Origin of the sequence: Legionella sp. W05-934-2, from assembly GCF_964199965.1 — a bacterium.
Classification (GTDB): domain Bacteria; phylum Pseudomonadota; class Gammaproteobacteria; order Legionellales; family Legionellaceae; genus JAFIFT01.
In genome coordinates this window covers 197,310-219,164 of record NZ_CAXMZT010000004.1, presented here as the reverse complement: position 1 = coordinate 219,164, position 21,855 = coordinate 197,310, and the positions used below count along the sequence as shown (strand labels likewise).

Here is a 21,855-nt window from a genome sequence, read left to right as displayed (position 1 = left end):
CAAATGGCGTATTATGGCGTACTGCGTCGTACTCAAACACGCAAATCTCACGCGAGGCTATTTTAGCTTCTTGTGAGGTAAATTATCAATTATTTATTAAAATGACTATTTGTGACGTAATATTGTGCTATAATAAAAATGACTATTTATGACGTTATGGTAATCAGTTATGAACAGGAAAAACCATTACAATAATACTTTTCGTGATGAATTAAGAAAAAAAATTGATCGTATCACCAGCCATGTATTTTCAAGGAGTGATTTAATACAAGATCATTCTAATCAATCACAATTAAGATTAAATCGTGCACTGCGTACTTTTATGGACGAGGGCATTATCATTAAAATTGCACACGGCTTATTTGCCAAAGCTGAGCCTATGAGTATCCCTGGTAGAAAGATACAAGCTGTACTAACAGAGCCCTTTGAAACAGTTGTAACAGAGGCGCTAGATAAATTAGGAATTAAATGGGAATTAGGAAGTGCTATCCGCGATTATAATGCGGGGAAAACTACCCAGGTACCAGCTGTTTTTAGTGTGCGATTAAAAAGTCGATATCGTGGTTCTATTCATGCAGAGGGTAGGAAACTGATTTTTGAAGGTGGTATAAATGCCAGGTGAATTAAATGAAAAGCAAATTCGTCAAACTGCTATTATCTTAGGATTGCCCGCAGATTTTATTCGCAAAGATTATTTCGTTACAAAAGCAATTCGTTTATTAGTTGGAATATCTAATGATTATTTTGAGTTGGTATTTCAAGGGGGTACTAGTCTTTCTAAAGGTTATGGAGTGATAAGCAGACTCTCGGAGGATATCGATTTCCGAGTAATTTCTAAGCCTGCTTGTCTCAATTTAGGTAAAGATGCAAGACGACGAGAGTTGCGATTATTCCGGCGTGCATTGGTTGAATCATTAATTAATGCCGGCTTTAATGTTCAACCTCAGGATATTAAGGTCTTTTATGAAGGACGATATATGAGTATTCGTGCTTCCTTTGATGGTGCTCAAGGCATTATTTATTTGAAGCCCCATATTGCCATTGATTGTTTTCTTGGTACGTTGGAGTTAAATCCTGAAATGCGGAACATTTCCTCAATGGTTAAAGTAACTTTGGGCGATGCAGAGTGTGATCACCAGTATTTTCCAGTGCCTTGCGTTGCATTAGATGAAACTGCAGCGGAAAAATGGGTAGCATTGTCACGCCGAATCGTAGATGCAAATCAAACCGCGCGCGACTCAGATAAGCACTTAGTCAGGCATTTGTATGATCTTCATCAATTGCAGCAACAAAATTGCCTTACAGAAAATTATTACCTTGTACTGGAAAAGGTCTTAGAAAAAGAGCAGGAGATGTTTGGCTGTGAATCTTCTGATAGCGTATATGAGAAATCAATATCAGCATTACATTACCTTCGCTCAGATAAAAAGTGGGAAGAGCATTGGAGATTTTTTCTGGAGCAAATGGTTTATCAGTTAGAAAAACCTGGTTTCGAGCAAGCTATAGCAACGGTGGAAAAATTAAACTCAAGATAGCAATAAAAGCCCCAAAAAAAGGGGCTTAGTAATTATAAAAAACATGCGTTTGACCATCTGCTTCTACCGAAAAATAATCGCTTATAAATAGATCACGCGCAAAAGCTTCATAATCAAAATAAAATAGCAAATCCTCCGGTATTGTACTGCTGTAGCAGTCGTCAAAAAGCGCACGGGCGAAATCAACTTCATTATCATAAGCTCCGTGATAATTTTCCTCTAACATCCTCTCTGCGTCTTCAATAGAGTAGTAGCTAAAAAGTTCAGCACCTAATTCCCCATGCTTCATAATGAAGGAGGCAAGCTCCGCAACATCATTGATGCTGTCATACTCACCAATTTGTGCACCACCAAATCCTTCAAAATCATGGATCGCAAATTCCTCTGCATCCTCAATGGGGCTTTTAGCCAACATTTCATGAATTTCATCATAAATGGTGTTTGCATCTTGAGTTGCATCAATCCATTCTCCGTGTAGTATGCCATTGTTATAAGCTGCAAGACATGCAACATAAATCTGAGGTGTATCCATTTTTAAGACTCCTTGCAAAAGGAGTGCTACTCCCTAAGCAGAAATAAGCACTCCTACTTAGGGTTAAACTAAACTGAATTGAGGATGTTGATCCTCTAAAAGAGAATGCAATTTCTTGCTTAGCTGTTTCATTTCCTCTATATCTTGTGCCGAAAACTCATGACGCAAGGTATTAAGTTCATTGATGCAACAAGCTAAATCAAAAAATACGTATTCCTTTCTTGGGATGGTAAAATTCACATTTTTCATGGTTTTCTCCAAAAATTGGGAAAACCATCCCATCAGGGAAGTATTTCCCAGATGATTAAAAAATGAGTTATCCATATTTGATTACAACAAGTCTGGTTGATTCGCCTAATTTTTAAAGAGCAGCCGTTCGCAAAGAATAATTGCGAATGGATAAAAAGGTTTAAAACAAGAGGTTTTAATGTGGTTTCACCCTGGTGGGTGATCAGTGATCGAAACTGAGGTTCCCGACTTAACGTTCTGCCACAAGATTAGGGAATGATAGTGGCTTTTCACAAGACCAATTGGGTTTCGCCAGACTCTCACTGGCTCTTCAGTTGTGTTATATACCTAGTACTCTAAACTATTATAACAAGCAAATCAATCAAAACGTGTTTTATTTTTAAATTTAAAACACGTTTTGATTGATTTTCAGCCGCAATAGATCCTTGTGATCGACAGGCGAGAGTGCCCTAATTCGAGGCTAATCATTTGACGTGCCTTTCTATCTATGGCTTTTTCTATTGGATTCATGGCGTTGAATTTTTTTCCACCTTCAAATGGACATGGCATTCCTTGGCTTTGTGGATCAAATAATTTAGTGAGTTCTCTATATCGTTTCTGGGCGTAGGCATGTCTTAATCCATGCAATTTACTAACTCCCATAGATTTAGCTTGCTCTTCATACTGACTTAAGTGCTGCTTATAGGTCCTATTTGATGGGATGAGAGATTCTCCTGTACGAACTAACTGAGAAACCTTCGTTAACCATTGACGTTGTGCTTCATTTGTGATGTTTAATGTTCTGCCTATACCTCCTTTTGTCCAACTGGGTTTAATGATCAAGCTATCTTCATGGTGTGCTTCGCTTAGTGTGAATTTCATGGATTCTTCACGCCTTAAGCCAAAGAGCATTTGGCCTTCAAGGGATAATCTAATGTAAGGATCGGTGCACTTATTTAAATCAATATGATGAATCGCCTTGTTGATTGAGGATACATAAGAGCGTTGGCTGATGTTGTATGCACTATTTTCTGGCTTAATAAGTTTGGGATTATCCAACAGACAGGCTGCTTTGCGTAGTTTGGCCATGTAGTTTTTAATTGTTCCTGGGTTTTTTCCTTCAGATTTCCAGTGATCTATGAGCACGTAGATATGTTTTGCTTTTAATCCTTTTATATGGCCAATTTTATAGCCAAGCTCATGTAAATCTTTCACACATCGAAAGAGCATATGACGCATGTCTGATTGGCTGGCATAGGAATGGCCATATGCTTTTTTAACCAATTCGTTGATTGAAAATTTTGCCGAACGCAATTTTGTATTACTCATGCAGATAACTCCACAACGTGCGTCTGGATTGTAGCCCCATTTCACGCATGATGGTTTGTTTAGCCAAGTAAGGGGATAAGACTTGACTCAGTTTTGGATACATATTCTTGGCATAAAAACAGCGGTAGCTCTTTGATGATGGGAGACCTATTTTTTTCATTTCATGACTGTACGCACCTCGTACAGAATGATACCCATAAGTTAAAATCAAACTTTGCTCTTTGCATAGTTTTTGAAGTGAGTTATTTATTTCAGCTTGCATATCATTTCTAACAGGAATCCTCCGGTCATGGCTGTTTGTGGCAATGTCTCTTGTAATCCAAAGTGAATTTTCCTGGATATGAATGGCAGGATTTAGACGCATTGCTTCGCTGAGCGTTAATCCAAAATAAATTTGGAATTCGAGCAATATTTTTGCAATAGGATTTTTTATCGTTTCAAAACTATTATTTGGAAGGTGGATTGTCTTGGCGCGAAGATTAGCGCTTTTAATTCTCAAATGTTGATTACTAATGTCAGGGATTGTATGGTCAATGCTCTGAAAAAATCTACGAATGATGGTCATATACTTCATGATGGTTTTGGGCTTGATCTGCTCTTTTTGCCAATGTCCAACAAGTTGCATAATATGATCATGAGTAACCCCATGCCATTTTGGGGGAACATGCCCAATATGATATAAATCACGAATCATTTTGTGTAATACAAAATGTCGGTGCTTTTTAGCACGGAATGAACCGGTGTGATCATGATAACAATAATGATCTACTTGTTGTCTGAGCTGATTTTTTCTCATCTATAAACCTCTAAAACTATTTGCCCTGGTATTTGTTTAGTGTTGGTAGAGCGGCCTGCAAGGTTGCAGTACCAGGCATATAGCCTCAAGGCTCAGTTCAGGGGCAAATCAGTTTTAAACTTCAAACTTACATTGACCTGATTACATGCTACTTCTTTGTTTTAGGGTGGTGACCTCCTTAGGTTTTAATGTTTTAAATACAACAAAGCCTATACGAGCCATGGTTGCGCATGAGCAATACAGAAATGGTATTGTTAGGTTCAATTCTCAAAGAATTGCATTGCTTTTATTGCAATAGGTTCTGCGAAGTACAGATGGTGTTTTGTTCTCGACTTATCGTTCTGCCACAAGATTAGAGAATGAGAGTGGCTATTGCATAAGACCTGTTAAGGTTTCGCCGGAATCGCACCGGTCTCGTCAGTTATGCTTAATATTACATTAGCAAAACGATTTGTGTTGGACAAGTGATTTTATTTGATTATTTTGAGCAATCGCGTTGCACGCGATTGCTCAATCAGGAATAATATATTGAATTTATTGAAAAATTACGCAGTCCTTCGGCTGCGTCACTGCGGATAAATCCTCAGTGACGCAGCCGCAAATTTATTTGTCAGATATTAATCTAAACTATAAAGATAATATTTAGTTGGATAAATTATGGCTAAACAAAGGAAGCGGTCAGTTTTTTCAATTAAAAATGAGTTAATAAAAAAATCACAAGAGGCGGCTTTGGCCGCAATTCAGCTTTACAATAATCCTCTTATAACATTTAAATCAGAATCATTTATTGTTCTGATGAACATTGCTTGGACATATCTTTTACATGCTTATTTCAGAAAAAATAATATTGAATATCGATATTATAACAGTCCAAAATCCAGAAAATTATTTATCAAAACTAAACATGGTGCCTATAAATATTGGGAATTAGAAAAGTGTTTAAACCATGAGAATTGTCCTTTAGAGAAAGCCATCAAAGATAATTTGTTATTCTTGATTGGAATTAGGCATGAAATTGAGCATCAAATGACAAGTAAAATTGATTCGTTTTTTAGCGCAAAATTCCAAGCGTGTTGCATAAATTATAATTCTACATTGAAGAATTTATTTGGGAATGACTATGGGCTTGAGAAAATTACTCCGATCGCATTACAACTGTTTTCTTTTGGTGAAGGTCAAGTTGATGAACTAATAGAAAAAAAAGAATTGCCTAAAAATCTATTGGATTTTATTTCAGATTATGAAACAGATTGTGATTCTTTAACCGATTCAAGATATAGTTATCGAGTCTTTTATATGCGGATAAATACCAATCATGAAAATCAAGCTGATAGAGCTTACCGATTTATTGATGAAAAATCAGCCAGTGGAATGGCGATTGATAATATTCTCTTTAAATACAAACAATATAAAAAACTAACTCAAAATGAGGTAATAGATATTATTAAAAAACAGGGGAAGAATTTTGACAAAACAGCTCATCAAAATTTATGGAAAAGATTGTGGAAAGATGCTAGTACACGGAATATACAGGCAAAGCAATATGGAGAATTAGTCGTTAATAATCAGTGGTTGTGGTATCAAGAAACTTGGATTCCTAAAATTTTAGAACTGCTATCAGAATAGTTTCTTTTTAATTAATTCCGAAATAGTACAGTTTCGATGCACTCAAATGTTAATGTTGTGCTAGTAAATGCATTATATTATTCTAGCGGAGCAGGATTATTTACAATCTTGTTTGGAGTGTTGTTTTATTTATTAAGGATGTAATTGTGAAAAAATTGATTTTTATTTTGTTGTGTTTCCCTACGATGATTTTTGCAAATCCAGCTCAAGAAAGTACGAATATAGAAACATTTAAACAGTTGTGTAAAAATGCCAAAGATGCTTCTATGCGAGAGCATTATTGCAAACTTTTTGAACAGCAGAAAAAAGCAGAAGCAATATTTCAAGATTTTGAGAAAAACAAATCATCAACTTAGTCATGGGATTTTGAATAATTTTTATGGCATTGTCAGATATAGTGGCTTCACATTAATTCAATGCCATATTCTAAGAGGATTCAATTCATTCAGCCCAAAATAATTTTGCTTAGTGATTGGTTAGTGAGCTTTTGTTTTTGTTTCATATGGATAAAATATGCCTGATCAGTCTCAAAGCATCCTGCAAGCCGGAGTAATTTCAAAGTTGCTATCAGTTGGTCATAAATCTCGATCAATTCAGCTAATTTAATACTTAGAGGGTTACATACAATAATCTTTGGATGAAACTGCACAACAAAATTGATTTGTTTGCCGTTAAACTCTTTTTTCTTAGCTAGCAATTCTTCAAATCGTCTAATTTCAGATGCAAATGCATTAGTTAGAGAATTGAGTTGTTGTTCCATCTCGCTCAGCATCTTAAGAGCCATGGGATTTGGCTTACGACTTTGCCCAATGGCAATATTCATCTTATGCAAAATAACATCAATAAATAGCCTATCCCCACTAATTTTTCTCTCGAATAATTTATACACCTCACGGGTACGAAGGTTTAAAGTAATTTCTGCTTTCATCTTAATCTCCAAGGTTATTATCCAATTGGTTAATTGTACGAATAGCGCTTTTGATATCCTTGGGGGCTAATCCATCGTTCACAGGTAAGGGTATTCTTACTTTGTACAGCTCTCCGCCATTCACTAAAACAAAGGCTTGCCCTTTGGGCAATGAGATAATGTCATTGACATCAATCATAGGTACTGAGGTGGTTTGTACTCGATCTTCATTGGTGGTGTTAAAATAAACGCCATCCTCGCCATGGGGTGTGTCGTTGACCATGGACACTTGAGTGTGCTCGACCACGCCAATTTTTGGTAATACTTTAACTAATAAATTGGCTGTTTCTTCATTTTTGACACGTAACATGATAAGAGTGTTTAGATTTCCTTCAGTCACTTCTGCTTTCGCTTTCGAACCTAGAGCCACCTCCATATCTTGTTTGGTCTGAGCATAAGCGGTGACTTGAAAACCAGCGCCACCTGCTTTATTTAAAATTTTGACAAACGAGTCTTGGATGATTTCAGAAAGCTCATCACAATGTAAATTGAGACGGTAATTCGCGTTACTTTCCTTATATATTTTTCCAGCAGTGGATACTAAATCTGACAAAAAGGCTTTACCTACTGCTTGGGCGATATTGGGGTTTGTTAGGCTATCCAGTCCGATATAGATGACTTGTTTGTTTTTTATTGCACTCATCAACTCTATTTCACAATTGCTTTTATGAAATGAAAAGATCCTTGAGGCATTACTCTTATTAATCTCTGATAATACAGGGCCAACACTGGCTGTGATTTTATCGTAATAATTTTTATCCATGATGGCTGCATCAAACAGATCAATGAGTACTTGATCATGAAGGCTTTCAACGTTGCCTGAAGTAATGGTTTTACTGATATGCTCTTGTAAATATTTCACCACCGCCTTTGAGCGGCTCATAGGCGGTGGAGTATTGCCGTATTTATCTACACGGCAATCATTATTAGCGATGATTTCTTCTATTTTTTCATGATAATTTGGATCATGTGTGGGGAGTATGGCATCAGAGTAGGCCATTAGTAGTTGATCCAATCGATTGATGTAAAACCCTATAGAAGTGTAAGAAATAAGTTGTTTCATTTCTTCAAGGCAAATCGCTACAATGTTCACGTATTTCCAGGCAAAGGCTGCAAACTGTTTTCCTTCGCCCTCAGCTTGAATCGCATCGGTAACACGTGTAGCAACCTCACTGACTTGATCATAGTTTTTGAGCGGATTGTAGTGAGCAGACAATTCAGGAAAACCTAAATGCACCACTCTAAAATCATGTAATCTGCCACTAGCCTTGCAGGCTGAGTACATATCACGAACTAAATCTAAATCTCCTTTGGGGTCAACGACAATCACTGCATCGCCATTTCTAATATCCTGATTGATTAGGATGCTTGCCAGGCGTGTTTTACCAACTCTAGTTGTACCTACTACAAAAGTATGACCAACTCGAACTTCCTGCGGGATATAGACAGAACTATCTTTTTCACCTAACCCATGTAGGTATGAGCTGCCACCTACAGGTGGATCAGGTTTGAATGGATTGAATTTTGATGGAGTATTAAACAGTTGGGTCAATAATGAACTTTCGTGGTTTTTGCAATAATCACGTATTTTGCGATAGCACGTATTTCGTTGCATAAATAATTCATTTCTAATTTGTTTAATTTGATGTAATCGCTGCGTATGATGAGGCAACCAACGAAACCCTTTCCCAAGAAACAACCATTTCTTTGATAATGGCACTTCCGTGGTGGACAAAGCATAATAAGGCATAGCAAAAAGCCTGCGGTGATAACGCTTGATGCGGAAGGCCTGGCATCCTCTAACTAGACCCAATGTCATAAGGCTAAGTGCTGCATAGACTCCCATGTCTTGAGTGAGTAAAAACAGGTGTGGTTTGGCGATAGTTAGCCATGCCAGTGAAGTGCAGGTCAGAAAGGTATAGAATTCAGTGGGTTCACGCAAAAGGTTTTCAACGGGATATTCGCTCATGATTTATCTCCACCAAACCAGTAATTCAAAAAAGATTAACGCCGCAAGCAGGTAGTATTTTGCTTGCAAAGCCAATTTAATTTGAACCTCATCAAGTTCAAGTGGGCGTCGGTTTACCATGCTTGTAATCAGTTTTGGCCAAGCCCAATACAGAGCTAGATAAAACAGCATATGACAGAGTAAAAAACCTATTTGATGGGTTTTGAAAAAGTCATTCATGCTGCTAAATTCAGTACTGAATCGGATCAATTGAGGTGCTAATAACAAAAGCAATACCACTGGCAGAATGAATTTGCTTATGCCTATAATGGATTTATAGAATCGTTTATTTAACATGGAAAAACTCCTTATGATTAGGAAGAACAACCCAACACAGTCGGTGGTTTTGAAGGGATTGAAAATATTTGGCAAGATAAGTCTTCTTGCTTTGCAAGCGATTGTTGCCTTTGCTTCCGATGAAAAAGATAAACCATACTATGTTGCGGGGAAGGCAACTGAACTTTATGAAGATGGTGCAATCAGTGGATCTGAATACGCCAGACATATTCATGGAGACTAAATTCATTTTACTTTCCCCATGCTGGCTATTTTTGCCCCTTGCTTGATGGTATCCACACCTGAGTTAGCAACTTTGTTACTGTGTTGTGCTGCGTCATTAACCAATGCACCAAGGGCTGCCCCTGCTTCCCCACCAAAATGACAGGACAGTTTTAATAGCAACATGGGTGCAATAAAGTAGAATAAAACCGCCATATTGCGCATGGCTGCAATGGCATCGTTTTGTCCTAAAGGATCAAGCACACTGCGTTCGACAAAGCCCACCAGATGCCATAGGTATTGCAGGAATATCGCCATTATAAACAGACCGCAAATACTGCCTAACGCCTTAGGGTTATAACCACTTAGAGCCAAAATCACAGGAGTCAAGATAATCAGGAAGAAATACAAAAAGGCCTGCATGACAGGTAGCGTTTGCATAATGGCTTCACGCTTTAATGGCGTTGATGTCCATGATTTTGTTAATTGCCCAATATTTACTAACCCATGAGAAATGGCACCACCAAAAGCCCCATTGGTGTTTCCCATTAGGTTTTTCATACTGTTAGCCTGCATGTCGCGACTGTCATTAAGCAACATCTTGGCAATGTAGTCTTCTGAGCTTAACTGCGAACCCCAGGCTTTGGGATGGTTATTTTTGAATGTGCGTACCCTGTTTAAAACCGCGTAGTAATTCAGGTGGCTGTCAAAGACACTGGCGTTATTGGCTACTTGCACCAAATCTGTTTTGAGCTTTTTCCACCATTGATTGCAGGTGGGATAGCCTTGCTCTGGCAGATGTTTGGCATCAATATCACCACGTTCTGCTGCTTTTTCGAGATTTTTGTTGGGGGCTTCGTTAAAGGTAAAGCCAGCTACGGGTTGTCTTGCGTAAATTTTATCATAGTATAGTGTTTGATAGACTTTGGAACCCACCCATTTCAAATCTTCCTCACCACCGTATTTTTTTAAAATGTCATTGACCTTAGTTTTATCGTGCGGTTCATTGTGATATTGGCTTCTGGCCTCAAGGAAGCATTGTCTGTGAAAATTCAATGCTTGTTCACGTACATCAGCAGGTAAATAGGTGGAAATTAAATCGCCTTCAATCGCCTGTAAGCTGTCGGTGCAACCGGTCACTTTCATTAATCCGTAGGTAATTCCTGACATGTAATTTTGCAAAAGTGCAAAACCAATAGGCATTTTGACATTGGGGGTTAGTACGTCTGCAAATGCTTCATCATAAGTAGTACCTGTATCTTTTAACGTAGAGGTTTTTGCATCTGTTCCTTTTTTTATACCGCACATAGGCTTAAAACTCATGGCTTTTTCTTCCAATGGCACACAGGGGTAGATAAAGATGCCGCAAATCAAAAAAGTAATTGCCAATTCATAAAGAAAATGATTCAAGGCATATTCTGCCGCGTGATGTGTAGCACCAGAAGGTGCCAGCACATTTTTTAAGAATCGATACCCTACCATAAGAAAACCAAGGTATAACAAACCGGTTTGCCACAGGGCATTAAAAATAACCTCATATTGCTGCCAGCCTAAATAGGTGGTGTACAAGGATAAAGGGCTAAATACAACCATCTTATGCTCCTTTGGAATCAGGTTTCGCATAGACTGCGCCATTTTTAACTTGCGATTGTTCATGATCATCACCAGGCAAGCCCTTGGCTATATCGCTACCTCGCATATCCATCAAAAGACCTAAGGTTTCAGTCATCATTTTTTTACGGACTTCGCTTTCAAAAGCTAAAGAATGAATGTCATCATCGAGTTTCTTTAAGGCAAATTTCACCATATCAAGCGCGGGCTTTAAGTTTTGTACTTCTTGTACTTGAAGACCAGCTTGTAAAATACGGCGCATCATCAAGGCCTTATCGAGCATGTTTTGTACAGCAATTTCCTCGGCCAATTTGGAAACAGTTAAGATTTGTTCTTCCCGCGGCATACGTTGTATGGTGATGATGATTTCATCTGTAATCATCAAGTTGGATGCACTAACCATTTTGAGTTTTTCTTCAGTCAAGGGCCATTGCTTGTCTACTAGATTCCACAGTGCTTTAGACACATTGGATGTACAGGTATTGGAGCTGTCACAACTTTGTAATAACGCGGATAACCCAATGCCAGCCTTGGTATCATGTTTGGTTTTATCTGCATCTGTAGCGGTGCTTACATGAATATCGCCTAATACTTTAACTGCCCATTGACTGGCATCAACAGGTGTTGGCCAAGTATGTGTCATGGGTGTTTTGGTATCCGGTTTTTTCTCATTATTAAGCGGTTTGCGATTCAGTAAAATGTTGTAACCCGCAATGACTACATCGTTAATGACTTTGATAGGACGTTGGTATGTTCCACCGGCATTCCCGCTTTCCCGTCCTATCCAGGGCAGTCCATATTCGTCACGTTTTTTGGCAATACTTTTAGCCGTTGAAGTCACATCCACATTTTCAGTTTTCGCCCGTTTTGCTGCTTCAAGCCAGCCTTGACTATCAGACACAGAAAGCATGCTTTCCATAGGCGATTGGCCTTCTTCCAAGGTCTTCTTCACATCCTGGCAGTCTTTGACTTTGACACTAAATTCATTCTGCGCGTAACTGGCCGTATTTTGCAGTACGTTATAAAGCGCAGGCATGGATTGTTGTAGCTTATACAGCGGAAATCCTGCAACAGATCCTTTGAGGTTATCAATAATACCGCCAGGAATATTCATGGCAGAAGACTTCATATCCTGAAATGTATTGGTAATGGAGACTACAGGATTAAACCCATTACAGGTAAAACCAAGCCGTCCATCGACATTACCGCCAATAGTAATGGTTTGGTCATTATTGACAGGAGGTACATATAGATTGGATGATCCACCCAACTTGTAATAATAATCCGATTCATTAGGCATAAAAGAACTGGCTAAGAGTACTTTAGGTAATATGAGTGCAAGTAAAGAAAGAGACAGTTTGTGCATGATTAACTCCTATCGTTTTTGAGGATGCCCCACTTTGGGGAATGAAAGTGCGCGAACCAATTTCCCTTCATGGGCAATACAGCCTCGATATTTTCGCCAAACTACAAAGACATAATTTCCATTTCCTGCTTTGTCATCTTCTACATCCATATCGCTGGTATCATTAAAGTTGATGTTGCGGTTTTTGGGGTATACTTCCTGCCAGATGATGTTTTTGTTGTGGCCATCGAATATGACATTGGCTACTATGCAATTAGCACCACAAGAATTACTGGTGCTCTGGGTCACGTGAAGACTGTTTTTATTGGTCACGATGTCTGCTGCATGAAGGGCTACAACAACGGATGCTCTAAAGCGTGAGGGCTGCGTGACTCGCATAAGCCTTGGGATTTCATGTCCCCACGACTGTGTTGCGGATCCTATGTCGTGGTTGAATAACAGATGTGGATGAGTTGCCATATAAGCAATTTCAGCAAGCTCAGTGCGGTCTGATACGGCATCAGCCTCACTGATGTAGTAAGGAGAACCAAAACGTGTTTCAGGTTTATGTGACAAATAAGGGAAACGATAAAGACCTGCAGGGCTGCCAATTACATCTACAACCCGTGTGCGTTCTTCATTGATGTGCATGGCTGAGGTTTGTCCTGCATCATCGCCAAACCCTAGCGCTGAACCAGTCGCTAGTCGATAGGTTTTTTGATACAAGGCTTGGCTTGCCGGGTTTTCATAAAGGGCACGCGCTTCAATCCATGGATTGGTTTCGGGGCGATTGGCTACTGTGACAATTAAGTCAGGTAAAAACTGTTCGATTGCAGGAACAGCTACCAGCTTAGGCGGAAATTTTTCTACTGCCCAAGTACAGGAACCAATTACCTTGTAGTGACTGTTGGTAAAGATTCTGCCCAATACCTTGGTGGCAATACCAAAACTGCTAATAGGATGGGGTGGCTCTATGCTTTCTCTTGCATGGATGGGTATGCTAATCATCATAGAAATAAGCATCATGATTTTTGCTTTGTTTTTTATTCTCGAGTTGTTCTGCAAGTAATTCAGCGGCTTTAAGGACATCATGTTTTTTCTCCAGAGTATGGCGCTGTGCTTTTTCTGATTTTTCAGTCATTAAAAGAGCAAGCAAGTAGCGAGGTGGAATGACACGAAATAATCCTTGATAACGTGAGCCTAATAAAACCGCTTCTGCATATAAGCCTTTTTGAGAATCAATATCTTTAATTAAGGCTTCTTGTTGTGGAGTTAATGATTTAAAGCGTTTGACATCGCTAATTTCCTTTTCATCAAGGCCTAATAAAATCCAGGTTTCAATTAGCGATAAAATCTTGGTGGCTTTTTCCGAATTCATATCGGTGACGTTTTGGGTAATAGCAACAAGCCAAAGACCTAACTTTCTGGCTACTTTGGCAACCAGTAAACACACGGCCACTACTGAAGGAATTTGAAATTGCAAATGAGATTCATCAATAAAAAGAAAGGTTGGTCTGTTGTCGTTTTGAGTGGCTTCTGCCATAGCCAATATTCTTGGTAATAAAGACACCATCACTAAAGCGAGCTTCCCGGTATCATCTTTAATCGCGGAGATATCAACATGGAAGATATCAAAATCTCCTAAAGGTTCAGTTGGCACATTAAAAAAGCGTGATTTGGCGCTGTTAATGACATAACTGTTTAATCGGTCGTGCATATCCAAAATGCGGTCTTTTTTGCGAGGAACTGTTTCTTTATCCAGTCGCCGTTTAAAGCTACTTACAATATGCTCAGTTAGCATTTGCGGGATATCATGATTAAATGACGTTAAGATGGCATCACTTAAGACTTCGATTAACAGTGTTTCATCGGCCAGAGTAAATTGCTCTTCTTCCAGTGCATTGGCTTCAGTAATCATGGTACGCAACGCTAAGGCCAGCTCTGCTAGATACGAGCGAGATCCATCATTACAGGCCAACTCTTCTGAGCTGGCAGGCTGTTCGAGATTTTCTTTGATTGTTCTAATTTTTTGCGCAATTAAGGTTGCTTGTTCTGCACTCAGATTGTCCGTGATTTCAGGAATGGCTTTATAAGCTTCACAAAATGGATTTAATGGAACGGCTTCATCTTTTTTATTACTCAGTAATAACTGCTTGGTTTTTTTGCCGTGTGTTTTGGCATGTAGAAGTATACGATCAAAAGAATTTCCCATTTCAAATAGAATGATGCGGGCATTTTTAGTGGCCATCAGCGAATTAATCATCCAGCCTGTAGCCACTGATTTGCCGCCACCGGAATTAGCAAACAAGGCCATGTGGGAGTTTTGGCTGATAAAATCATGATGCAACACATCGAAGAGTATTGGTTCTCCCAAACGGTTAAAAAAGGTGAAACAGGGAAGGTGTCTTGCCCCTTGATTACGTCCATATACAGGCAGTAAAGAGGCTAATTCGGATGCATACATCAATCGGTCAAAGCGCAAGTATTGGCGAGCATATTGTGGATTGAAATTAAAAGGTAAGGCATTGAGATAACTGTTAATGGGATGAATGTCGAAACAAGAAGAAATCAAAGGCATTTTGGCTTCAATAAATAATTCTTTTAGCTCTTTTTCAATGCGTACTGCCTGGTCTTTCGTACTGGCACGATAAAAAATAGATTGATTAACCCAAAACAGACGGTTTCCTATAGACAATTCATCTCGTGCAGTTTTGATATCCTCTCTGACTTGTGACGGTTTAAGGCTTGTTCCTACGATGCCTTTTTCAAGACGCATCAGATGCCCGTCTAAGGCTTCATCATTTTCAAAGACAACCTGAATAGTGTAGGTAGCACCTTCAGGCAACTTATCTAAAAGTGCGTACCGATGTTTGGGATTGGCTTGCGGTTTTTCACGAGATAAAAGACCAATTTCAGGTGCTTCTTTAAGACCATCGATATAAAGAATACGATGAATCATCTCATCAAATATAAACCCATGTTCATCACTTTGCGGTTCATAAAACAAAATATTCTGGCTTAAAGTATAGCCCGCTGGTTTTTTGTCTTTAGGGTAAGGAAATCGAGCTAATAGTTCTTCGGGGTTAGCTGCAAACCAACGCACCAACCACTGATAATAATCTTTACCGGTTAGTTGTTTTAGTTGAAGACCAGGTGATAGTAATTTGCTTTCAATCTGAGCCATGACTTCCTGATGCTCGGCAAGTGCCAGCTCTCTAGTGGTTTGCGTTTTTTGATAGAGTCGATAAAACAAAACTCTGATTCGTCTTCGTCTGCCGCGATAAGGTGCATCAGTTTTGGGATCAACAAACAAGCCTTCGGGTCTTGTCATCTTGCAAAACAAATCATCCAACCTTGCCAAATAGTCACGAGTAAAGGACGTTTCAGCAATGTCCGGTGCAATGCTTTGTTGAATATGAGAGAGAACCGGCTTCAAACTGTACTCGTCATTGACATACATTTGCATCACCCAGGGATCTTCTTTGTGCAAAGGTACGACCGTGGCAAAAGTGTCGCGAATTTTGCTAAATACAGCGTGTAAATGTTCAGTAGAGGCGGCCTCCGCTGGAATGGAGGCTAATTCAAAACCTGAACCAATGCTGACTCCATCATTGAGTAAAAAGAAATTGAGCTCATCATTGAAATCCACCATAGACAATTGATTGGCAAAGGAAGGGTTGTGATTCTCAAATCTTTTTTTTATGTTTTGTTGCGTTAATGCTGGTTTATTGGGTTGTCCTAACAGCCAGTCACTTATTTGGCTGAATAATTTCATTATTTACCTCTTAATAGTGTTCGGAAGCTAGTGCAAATTGATTTTGTTTGTAGAGAAAAAAGGCTGTGGTATAGCCTGGTTTTAACAATTGCTCATCACCAATGACAGCAACATGAGGAAACACATAAATCGGAACTTGTGGGTTATCCAAAGGCTTGAACAAATGTTGGATCTCGTTGGAAGCATCTCGTGTATACCCTGAATAATTCACGATCTTCGCCTGTCTTTTAGGTACAGACCAGCCAGGCATGGCATCACCTAAGCTTTGCTGATAAAGTTGGCTAACAGTCAATCCTCCTTCGGGAATAGCTGTGGAGCCAACTGTCTTTGAGGCGCAAGCACTAAGCACCAAGACGCTACCTAAGGCTAAAATCGTGTGCAGTTTGTTGTAAATGGCCATAATCTAATACTCTCCCATTGGTTTCTTTATCAAGGTTGATGGTTTGTGTGACGTGAAATGAAAGCTGTGTTGGTCTGTATCCTTGAGATGCTGGAACGAAAACCATGTCGAAACTGCCTTGAATGCGTTTTTCCAGCCAATCAGCAGCTTTGACTGTTCCCTGGGAAAGTGCGCCACCCAAGGCATAATTGCCCATAGAACCGGTAGGGATACCGGTTGCACCATTGGCATTGGCGGTATAAGTCATTTGCCACTGAGACAGTGCATTACCAAACCCTTTAATCCCATCGGAAGCCACGAGTGCCGTAAGTACTCTTGGAGCATTAGTAAAATACTGGCCTTTAATGCAGGGATTACCAAAAGCGGTGGTGAGATAACCTAAACTTTCGTTATTGACCATTTCAGCTGTTCCGGTCATCTGCTCTTTACCCACAGTCACAAAATGGCCGTCATCAAAAACAAACAAAGCAGAGGTCACATAGGCTCGAACACAGCTGATGTTATCCAAAAAAGAACCAACACCGATTGCATAACCATTAACTTTCATACCTGAAATATTGGGAGGCAAAGGGATACCATTAGCAGCCATTAAATCACCACGATTAATAATGGCTGAGAAGGGAAATAAAGGCTGCATGAGTTTGCCTTCAACTGGCACCTCACCAATCAGTGCCGATAACAGGGTAGTTCTGCCTAAATCAGAGCCTGCTGGAATGGTGTAATAGGGAATACTTTTTTTATCTATACTGTTTAAAGCTGCTGTTTTAACTTTTGGGGTTAATGCTTGCTTTTTTTTCTTTAATCCCTCCCAATAGGCTTGTTCATTAGGATTACTTTCACGTTTCATTAATAAAGCATCGATGTCCTTAACACTTTGTTCTTTGGCAAGAGTCGATTCTCCATTGACGGTGTAGGGTTGAGAGTTTTGTTGGGATTCCTGACTGGTTTTGACATTGGCCAATTCGGATTTTAGTTGTTCTATTTCTTTAATCACCTCAGGATTATAAGAAGCCTGCACATTTTCTTTTTTGCCTCTGAGTTGCTTGTTTTCCGATTCAAGATTGGCAAGTTTCTTTTCGGTTTCCTGTAGTCTTGCAGCAACATCACGGATGTTGTCATTAAACTGGCTGGCAATGGCTTCATTCAGATTATTGGGATCGGGGCGAGTGACTTCGGGTTCACGGTCATGATGTTTGCTGTTTATCATAATGAGTGCAACAACAGCGATCACTGTTACGGTTAATATTTTGAGTCCAGCATTTTTTTTCATCGTACGTACTCCCGACTTGCGGAAAGCGCTGTGCCAAAGGGCCTGTCTGATACCAGAACTACCGTAGTGGACTCTTTATTACTACGAGGTGATAAAGTGTTGGTGGGGTAAAAGGTAGCGGTTTGCCAGTTACCCATCATTTGGCGAGGATCAACAATTACTTCCTTGTTCAGCAGGTTTTTCAATTCCACCGCAGTTACATAAAATGCACCACCATGCCATGAAATCAATGGTCTTGCTTCGATGCTGGCACCATAAAAAAGGCTTACTTGTTTTCGGGTTTGCATAGGAACACGCCCCACACCATCAGGAATAACCAACAGTCTTTGTGGGGCATACAAAGATTGGATGGCAAAGCGCGTCAGTGTTACTGCATTTAAATCCAGCGGGTTAACCACTTCTTGAGGGGAGTTGGTATTTTCTTTGGATTCCAAAAGTACTTCTATTGGTTTTACATCATGAGTTTTATCATTAACGCTTAAGTTTAAGATAATGACCTCACCTTGAGGCATGAGCTGCACCAAGAGCCTTTTGTTTTTAAAAACGTCCTTGCCTTTCAGATACAAAGCATCCTGAATTTTCAAAAGTGCGGTTTGAGAGGCTGCCTCATTATCTACAATACTAATGGCTTGAGGAAAATGGATGAGCCTTTCCTCATTCAAGGATAGTTCGACAGGGATGGGTGTTTTATCCCACAAGACATGTTCTGCATCCAGAGCTAGCGCGTATTGGCTGCTAATTAAGGCAATTATGGTGAATAACCATTTAGTTGTTGTCATGTTGTGTACCTCTTGTATTGGTTGCCAATAAATCGGTGATTAGTTTTTCTGGTTGGGTATAACCATCCAATGCCAGTTGAAAAGGATTTTGTAAGCGCGAGAGATTGACCTTGACCACACGCACATGGTAGTCCACAATCTTGTCCGCTATGACCATGGGACTATCGTCTTTTAAGCGTTGGGTAATGCGTAAAACCAGATGAACTTCCCATGTGTTATGAGCGATTACTTTGACATCTTCGTTTTCCATAAACCGATAAAGACTTGCTACTTGTATGCGATTAAAAAGTTGAGCATCTTTATAAGCTATCAAGGTTTTATCCATTAATGCCTGATGTCGTGGAGTGAAGTAGTAATGAAAGCCTGAAAGATTAGAAGCAAATTCTTTTTTACCACCTTGTGACCAGGTGTTTAAGGTGGGTAGCAGTGTGGCAACAAAACCCTGAACGTACTCTTTGGGTATGGCGTTTTCCTTGACTAATCCACCATTACTACTCATAGAAGGTGTTAGCCAAAATTCAAAACGATTGGGTATTTTAGCCAGCGTAATGATCAGGCCAAATACAATCAAAATGAGTACGGATACAAAGGCTAATAACAACCGATTGATATGATTTAAACTGTCCACTTTTTTCCAGTAATGAAACATAAAATTACCTCACCAGTCTTGATTTTTGCCAGACACCTTGATGGTGAATGTAGGGCGAGTGTCTTAACCCCCACTTTGCCATCAACAACACGGTTTTTTTCATTAAATAGCCATGCGGTTTACCCGCTTTAATGGCAGCTGCTCGTTTAGGGCAAAAAGTAATGGATACAATAAAACCAACAATGAAACCAATACATCCGAAGGCCAACGGATAGCCAATAAAAAGTCCTGCCAAAGCACATCCCATGCTAATTAGTTGTGTTGTTACCACCACTATCCAGAAAAGCTCTCTTAGGCTTAGCCCTTTATAGGCTTCATAATCAAACGACAGATGACGTGAGGAAGGTTGATTCATGAATCCCCCCTAAATCTTGAATTTGGTAATCATGCTGTAGCCGACATAACCTGCTACAATACTGATGGCAAGATAAGTAATCCCCATCACTGCAAACGTACCAAAGGCCACCATAGAACCATCATTTTTCTTGGATTCTTCAATGCCGTGCTGAATGGTGGTGATGAATTTAATAAAACTCATGACAGCAGCAATAAAAAGCAATAATCCCAAGCCTTGACGAACATAGTTACCTGTAACTGTCATCATGCTTTTATTACCATCACTGATGTCATCGGCATTAGAGATTTTTGGAAACCAGTTGTCGGCAAACAATGCAGGCGCATAATTTAAAGTAATGAGTCCTGCACCCATTCGTTGTCCCCATTGTTTGACACCTGCAATTGCAATTGACTTTTTCATGATTAATTCCCCTTAACGATTAAAATTAGAATGAATAAACAAAAACCAAGAACAATCCGGATTAAGCGGGAACCTAGAAGGATAAGAAATCCTTCTTGTTCTTTTTCTGTATTACCCATGAATTGATTAATGCACCAAATAAGGCCAATAATGACTAGCATGATGGCGACAAATCGGATGCTGCTTGAGTAGGCGCTTGCAGTTGTATCGCCCGCAGCTTGTTTAAAACTGGAAGCAAAAGTTTTGGCAATATCTACTTTGCTCATAGTCACTTTCCTATAAAATCCAACGCTAACGGCTTGATGGTTTTAGGTTCAATGGCTGGTTTATTGATGTAATCAATCAGCGCATTACGAATGGATAGTAAATCGGTACGAAGGCCTGGGTGTGTCTTTCCATCAGATCCTTCAAAATGTTCTATATGCAATTGGATGCGGGTATTAGGCTCAATTTCAGTTTTTGCTTCATCAAGCAAAGGCATGATGGCATTAATCTGATTAATTATTCTGACTAGCGTTTGGTTGAGTGCATCGTCACTCGCATGAGAGGCCATTGGCAGACTTAATATGAGTAATAACAATAATCGTTTCATGTTTTTCTCCTACAAATATTTTTTAAATCGACTTGCGGTGATTGAAACCATGATGCCTAACAATAGGCTTGCAGGTACAAAAACAAAGGCAGGCGTGATGCTTATGGGCAGCGCAAGCCATAAGCTTAATAACAGTAAAAGGCCTCGCTTGGCGTGGCGATTGAGTTGGTGAAAGACATAGGATGATTCACGGCCTAATGATGCGGTGCGGATAGCACGTTGATTTAACCCATCAACCAGTCCAACCACGACCATTAATAAAAACAGAGGGATAGCCGAAATCAGAATAACCAGTTTGATGAACATTACTTGAGTAGTTAATCCCATCAGTAACCAAACTTGATTGGCAATTAGGATAAAATCTTGTGCTATTTCATTTAAATCGTTGGTTTCATCGGGTATCACCTCATCCAGCCCTTTTTTAATCAGGGAGCCTGTTTGCGCCGCTTTGTTGGCAACACCTTGAGTAGGAATGGTTTTTAACCAGGATTTAATAGTGTTAGCAACCATCACTCCGTTAAATGCGGTAATTGCTTGCGTTTGTTTTTGAGAAAGTGTGGTAACTGAACTAAACGCTTTTTCAAATCCTAAACAGCACCAAAGACTGGATACCCAACCCATAAGGATTAACCAGCCCAATAAAACAAGCAGCATAAAACTCATGACCGTTTTTTTGGAGGGTTTGGGCGTTGCAGTCCTTATTGCCATAATTCTTCCCCAAAGAAAGCGAGCGGGTAATGGGTTTCTTGAAAGAGTTCCATTAAGTCATCAACGTTAGCCGGTAATAAAGGCGCTTTGGTGAGGCGTTGTAACGCTTGAAGTTGTTCACTGGTATTAATGTTGGCGACAAAGCCCAAGGCTTGTGCTTCTTCCAGCTTTTTCGCGTTTTTTTGCAACCATTGGTAAGAGTCCGTATCATCCCCAATGATGAACACAGGGTTTGAGAAATTAACGAGTGTGAGTGTTCGCTTTTCTACTTTGCCAGTAGTGGCTTTACTTGATACGGGCAGTCTTGCATCTAACTTTTCTTGTAGTTTTAAAGATTCTTTGGTGATCTGAGCTTGGCTTTCTTTAATGAATTGCTCCATGTTAATGGCTTGCCAGGCATAGCAGGAGGTAATCATCAACAATCCAAAGAGTATGGCGGACTTTTTCATA

Annotated in this window: 26 protein-coding genes; 5 read left to right on the top strand and 21 right to left on the bottom strand. The window is 39.6% G+C overall.

The features are described 5' to 3' along the window. Nucleotides 1-169 precede the first annotated feature (169 nt). Both AB3348_RS06310 and AB3348_RS06305 read left to right on the top strand, forming a co-directional pair. Nucleotides 170-622, top strand: coding sequence for a hypothetical protein (locus AB3348_RS06310; protein ID WP_367606724.1), 453 nt, complete (start codon nt 170-172; stop codon nt 620-622). After that, a complete protein-coding gene (locus tag AB3348_RS06305; protein WP_367606722.1) occupies nt 612-1,535 on the top strand; it encodes a nucleotidyl transferase AbiEii/AbiGii toxin family protein in 924 nt (307 codons plus the stop codon). Before AB3348_RS06310 ends, AB3348_RS06305 begins: the two co-directional genes overlap by 11 nt. A 25-nt stretch (nt 1,536-1,560) precedes the next feature. Here the strand turns inward: AB3348_RS06305 and AB3348_RS06300 are convergent, their stop codons facing one another. From AB3348_RS06300 to AB3348_RS06285, 4 genes are all read right to left on the bottom strand, one after another. Then, nucleotides 1,561-2,067 carry an antirestriction protein ArdA gene (locus AB3348_RS06300; RefSeq protein ID WP_367606721.1) on the bottom strand — a complete coding sequence of 169 codons (507 nt, stop codon included), beginning with the start codon at nt 2,065-2,067 and terminating at the stop codon, nt 1,561-1,563. A gap of 63 nt (nt 2,068-2,130) precedes the next feature. Then, nucleotides 2,131-2,391, bottom strand: coding sequence for a hypothetical protein (locus AB3348_RS06295; RefSeq protein WP_367606720.1), 261 nt, complete (start codon nt 2,389-2,391; stop codon nt 2,131-2,133). Nucleotides 2,392-2,724: 333 nt separating this feature from the next. Continuing rightward, nucleotides 2,725-3,624, bottom strand: a complete 900-nt coding sequence (locus AB3348_RS06290) for a phage integrase N-terminal domain-containing protein (RefSeq protein WP_367606719.1) — start codon at nt 3,622-3,624, stop codon at nt 2,725-2,727. Then, entirely contained in the window at nt 3,617-4,420 is an 804-nt protein-coding gene (locus AB3348_RS06285) for a phage integrase N-terminal domain-containing protein (protein WP_367606718.1), read from the bottom strand. The genes AB3348_RS06290 and AB3348_RS06285 overlap by 8 nt, the downstream gene beginning before the upstream one ends. Nucleotides 4,421-5,077: 657 nt before the next feature. On the opposite strand from AB3348_RS06285, the gene AB3348_RS06280 reads away from it, so the two are divergent. Together AB3348_RS06280 and AB3348_RS06275 are read left to right on the top strand one after the other, a co-directional pair. Further along, a complete protein-coding gene (locus AB3348_RS06280) occupies nt 5,078-6,046 on the top strand; it encodes a DUF3644 domain-containing protein (protein ID WP_367606717.1) in 969 nt (322 codons plus the stop codon). Nucleotides 6,047-6,192: 146 nt separating this feature from the next. Then, nucleotides 6,193-6,402 (top strand): hypothetical protein, encoded by a 210-nt coding sequence (locus tag AB3348_RS06275; protein ID WP_061504367.1) that lies wholly within the window; start codon nt 6,193-6,195, stop codon nt 6,400-6,402. A gap of 89 nt (nt 6,403-6,491) precedes the next feature. Here the strand turns inward: AB3348_RS06275 and AB3348_RS06270 are convergent, their stop codons facing one another. From AB3348_RS06270 to AB3348_RS06260, 3 genes are read right to left on the bottom strand one after another with little or no spacing between them, the layout of a single operon-like run. Further along, nucleotides 6,492-6,974, bottom strand: coding sequence for an AcaB family transcriptional regulator (locus AB3348_RS06270; RefSeq protein ID WP_061504366.1), 483 nt, complete (start codon nt 6,972-6,974; stop codon nt 6,492-6,494). A gap of 1 nt (nt 6,975) precedes the next feature. After that, nucleotides 6,976-8,982: a type IV conjugative transfer system coupling protein TraD gene (traD, locus tag AB3348_RS06265; protein ID WP_367606716.1), complete on the bottom strand. Its 2,007-nt coding sequence runs from the start codon at nt 8,980-8,982 to the stop codon at nt 6,976-6,978. A 3-nt stretch (nt 8,983-8,985) separates the two neighbouring features. Further along, entirely contained in the window at nt 8,986-9,318 is a 333-nt protein-coding gene (locus AB3348_RS06260; RefSeq protein WP_367606715.1) for a hypothetical protein, read from the bottom strand. 13 nt (nt 9,319-9,331) lie between these two features. Here AB3348_RS06260 and AB3348_RS06255 point away from each other — a divergent pair, with 13 nt between their 5' ends. Further along, the gene (locus AB3348_RS06255; protein ID WP_027220156.1) at nt 9,332-9,541 is read left to right on the top strand and encodes a hypothetical protein; all 210 of its coding nucleotides are present in this window, start codon (nt 9,332-9,334) and stop codon (nt 9,539-9,541) included. A gap of 2 nt (nt 9,542-9,543) precedes the next feature. Here the strand turns inward: AB3348_RS06255 and AB3348_RS06250 are convergent, their stop codons facing one another. Genes AB3348_RS06250 through AB3348_RS06185 form a run of 14 tightly spaced genes read right to left on the bottom strand, consistent with a single transcriptional unit; the run spans nt 9,544 to nt 21,854 of the window. Then, nucleotides 9,544-11,112 (bottom strand): conjugal transfer protein TraG N-terminal domain-containing protein, encoded by a 1,569-nt coding sequence (locus tag AB3348_RS06250; RefSeq protein WP_367606714.1) that lies wholly within the window; start codon nt 11,110-11,112, stop codon nt 9,544-9,546. Between the two features lies 1 nt (nt 11,113). Further along, complete coding sequence (locus AB3348_RS06245) at nt 11,114-12,496, bottom strand: integrating conjugative element protein (protein WP_015961519.1); 1,383 nt, start codon at nt 12,494-12,496, stop codon at nt 11,114-11,116. 9 nt (nt 12,497-12,505) lie between these two features. Further along, nucleotides 12,506-13,501 (bottom strand): TIGR03756 family integrating conjugative element protein, encoded by a 996-nt coding sequence (locus tag AB3348_RS06240; protein ID WP_367606713.1) that lies wholly within the window; start codon nt 13,499-13,501, stop codon nt 12,506-12,508. Next, on the bottom strand, nt 13,476-16,250 hold the full coding sequence (locus tag AB3348_RS06235) for a conjugative transfer ATPase (protein WP_367606712.1): 2,775 nt from the start codon (nt 16,248-16,250) through the stop codon (nt 13,476-13,478). The genes AB3348_RS06240 and AB3348_RS06235 overlap by 26 nt, the downstream gene beginning before the upstream one ends. 10 nt (nt 16,251-16,260) lie before the next feature. Next, nucleotides 16,261-16,650: a TIGR03751 family conjugal transfer lipoprotein gene (locus AB3348_RS06230; RefSeq protein ID WP_015961516.1), complete on the bottom strand. Its 390-nt coding sequence runs from the start codon at nt 16,648-16,650 to the stop codon at nt 16,261-16,263. Next, nucleotides 16,607-17,920, bottom strand: coding sequence for a TIGR03752 family integrating conjugative element protein (locus AB3348_RS06225; RefSeq protein WP_015961515.1), 1,314 nt, complete (start codon nt 17,918-17,920; stop codon nt 16,607-16,609). Before AB3348_RS06225 ends, AB3348_RS06230 begins: the two co-directional genes overlap by 44 nt. Continuing rightward, nucleotides 17,917-18,699, bottom strand: a complete 783-nt coding sequence (locus tag AB3348_RS06220) for a TIGR03749 family integrating conjugative element protein (protein ID WP_367606711.1) — start codon at nt 18,697-18,699, stop codon at nt 17,917-17,919. Before AB3348_RS06220 ends, AB3348_RS06225 begins: the two co-directional genes overlap by 4 nt. Beyond that, nucleotides 18,686-19,348 (bottom strand): DUF2895 family protein, encoded by a 663-nt coding sequence (locus tag AB3348_RS06215; RefSeq protein ID WP_367606710.1) that lies wholly within the window; start codon nt 19,346-19,348, stop codon nt 18,686-18,688. The genes AB3348_RS06220 and AB3348_RS06215 overlap by 14 nt, the downstream gene beginning before the upstream one ends. A 4-nt stretch (nt 19,349-19,352) precedes the next feature. Then, entirely contained in the window at nt 19,353-19,703 is a 351-nt protein-coding gene (locus tag AB3348_RS06210) for a TIGR03750 family conjugal transfer protein (RefSeq protein WP_367606708.1), read from the bottom strand. Nucleotides 19,704-19,712: 9 nt separating this feature from the next. Next, complete coding sequence (locus tag AB3348_RS06205; protein WP_061504355.1) at nt 19,713-20,105, bottom strand: hypothetical protein; 393 nt, start codon at nt 20,103-20,105, stop codon at nt 19,713-19,715. Nucleotides 20,106-20,107: 2 nt separating this feature from the next. Continuing rightward, nucleotides 20,108-20,371 carry a hypothetical protein gene (locus AB3348_RS06200; protein ID WP_015961511.1) on the bottom strand — a complete coding sequence of 88 codons (264 nt, stop codon included), beginning with the start codon at nt 20,369-20,371 and terminating at the stop codon, nt 20,108-20,110. A 2-nt stretch (nt 20,372-20,373) separates the two neighbouring features. Next, nucleotides 20,374-20,697 (bottom strand): hypothetical protein, encoded by a 324-nt coding sequence (locus tag AB3348_RS06195; RefSeq protein WP_019349540.1) that lies wholly within the window; start codon nt 20,695-20,697, stop codon nt 20,374-20,376. A gap of 9 nt (nt 20,698-20,706) precedes the next feature. Further along, entirely contained in the window at nt 20,707-21,405 is a 699-nt protein-coding gene (locus AB3348_RS06190; protein ID WP_367606706.1) for a TIGR03747 family integrating conjugative element membrane protein, read from the bottom strand. After that, complete coding sequence (locus AB3348_RS06185; protein WP_367606704.1) at nt 21,396-21,854, bottom strand: integrating conjugative element protein; 459 nt, start codon at nt 21,852-21,854, stop codon at nt 21,396-21,398. Before AB3348_RS06185 ends, AB3348_RS06190 begins: the two co-directional genes overlap by 10 nt. Nucleotide 21,855 lies beyond the last annotated feature (1 nt).

Excerpts from the sequence above, each read along its gene's own strand:
- AB3348_RS06310 (WP_367606724.1), top strand. The coding sequence starts at position 170 with ATGAACAGGAAAAACCATTACAATAATACTTTTCGTGATGAATTAAGA.
- AB3348_RS06305 (WP_367606722.1), top strand. The coding sequence starts at position 612 with ATGCCAGGTGAATTAAATGAAAAGCAAATTCGTCAAACTGCTATTATC.
- AB3348_RS06300 (WP_367606721.1), bottom strand. The coding sequence starts at position 2,067 with ATGGATACACCTCAGATTTATGTTGCATGTCTTGCAGCTTATAACAAT.
- AB3348_RS06295 (WP_367606720.1), bottom strand. The coding sequence starts at position 2,391 with ATGGATAACTCATTTTTTAATCATCTGGGAAATACTTCCCTGATGGGA.
- AB3348_RS06290 (WP_367606719.1), bottom strand. The coding sequence starts at position 3,624 with ATGAGTAATACAAAATTGCGTTCGGCAAAATTTTCAATCAACGAATTG.
- AB3348_RS06285 (WP_367606718.1), bottom strand. The coding sequence starts at position 4,420 with ATGAGAAAAAATCAGCTCAGACAACAAGTAGATCATTATTGTTATCAT.
- AB3348_RS06280 (WP_367606717.1), top strand. The coding sequence starts at position 5,078 with ATGGCTAAACAAAGGAAGCGGTCAGTTTTTTCAATTAAAAATGAGTTA.
- AB3348_RS06270 (WP_061504366.1), bottom strand. The coding sequence starts at position 6,974 with ATGAAAGCAGAAATTACTTTAAACCTTCGTACCCGTGAGGTGTATAAA.
- traD (WP_367606716.1), bottom strand. The coding sequence starts at position 8,982 with ATGAGCGAATATCCCGTTGAAAACCTTTTGCGTGAACCCACTGAATTC.
- AB3348_RS06260 (WP_367606715.1), bottom strand. The coding sequence starts at position 9,318 with ATGTTAAATAAACGATTCTATAAATCCATTATAGGCATAAGCAAATTC.
- AB3348_RS06255 (WP_027220156.1), top strand. The coding sequence starts at position 9,332 with ATGATTAGGAAGAACAACCCAACACAGTCGGTGGTTTTGAAGGGATTG.
- AB3348_RS06250 (WP_367606714.1), bottom strand. The coding sequence starts at position 11,112 with ATGGTTGTATTTAGCCCTTTATCCTTGTACACCACCTATTTAGGCTGG.
- AB3348_RS06245 (WP_015961519.1), bottom strand. The coding sequence starts at position 12,496 with ATGCACAAACTGTCTCTTTCTTTACTTGCACTCATATTACCTAAAGTA.
- AB3348_RS06240 (WP_367606713.1), bottom strand. The coding sequence starts at position 13,501 with ATGATGCTTATTTCTATGATGATTAGCATACCCATCCATGCAAGAGAA.
- AB3348_RS06235 (WP_367606712.1), bottom strand. The coding sequence starts at position 16,250 with ATGAAATTATTCAGCCAAATAAGTGACTGGCTGTTAGGACAACCCAAT.
- AB3348_RS06230 (WP_015961516.1), bottom strand. The coding sequence starts at position 16,650 with ATGGCCATTTACAACAAACTGCACACGATTTTAGCCTTAGGTAGCGTC.
- AB3348_RS06225 (WP_015961515.1), bottom strand. The coding sequence starts at position 17,920 with ATGAAAAAAAATGCTGGACTCAAAATATTAACCGTAACAGTGATCGCT.
- AB3348_RS06220 (WP_367606711.1), bottom strand. The coding sequence starts at position 18,699 with ATGACAACAACTAAATGGTTATTCACCATAATTGCCTTAATTAGCAGC.
- AB3348_RS06215 (WP_367606710.1), bottom strand. The coding sequence starts at position 19,348 with ATGTTTCATTACTGGAAAAAAGTGGACAGTTTAAATCATATCAATCGG.
- AB3348_RS06210 (WP_367606708.1), bottom strand. The coding sequence starts at position 19,703 with ATGAATCAACCTTCCTCACGTCATCTGTCGTTTGATTATGAAGCCTAT.
- AB3348_RS06205 (WP_061504355.1), bottom strand. The coding sequence starts at position 20,105 with ATGAAAAAGTCAATTGCAATTGCAGGTGTCAAACAATGGGGACAACGA.
- AB3348_RS06200 (WP_015961511.1), bottom strand. The coding sequence starts at position 20,371 with ATGAGCAAAGTAGATATTGCCAAAACTTTTGCTTCCAGTTTTAAACAA.
- AB3348_RS06195 (WP_019349540.1), bottom strand. The coding sequence starts at position 20,697 with ATGAAACGATTATTGTTATTACTCATATTAAGTCTGCCAATGGCCTCT.
- AB3348_RS06190 (WP_367606706.1), bottom strand. The coding sequence starts at position 21,405 with ATGGCAATAAGGACTGCAACGCCCAAACCCTCCAAAAAAACGGTCATG.
- AB3348_RS06185 (WP_367606704.1), bottom strand. The coding sequence starts at position 21,854 with ATGAAAAAGTCCGCCATACTCTTTGGATTGTTGATGATTACCTCCTGC.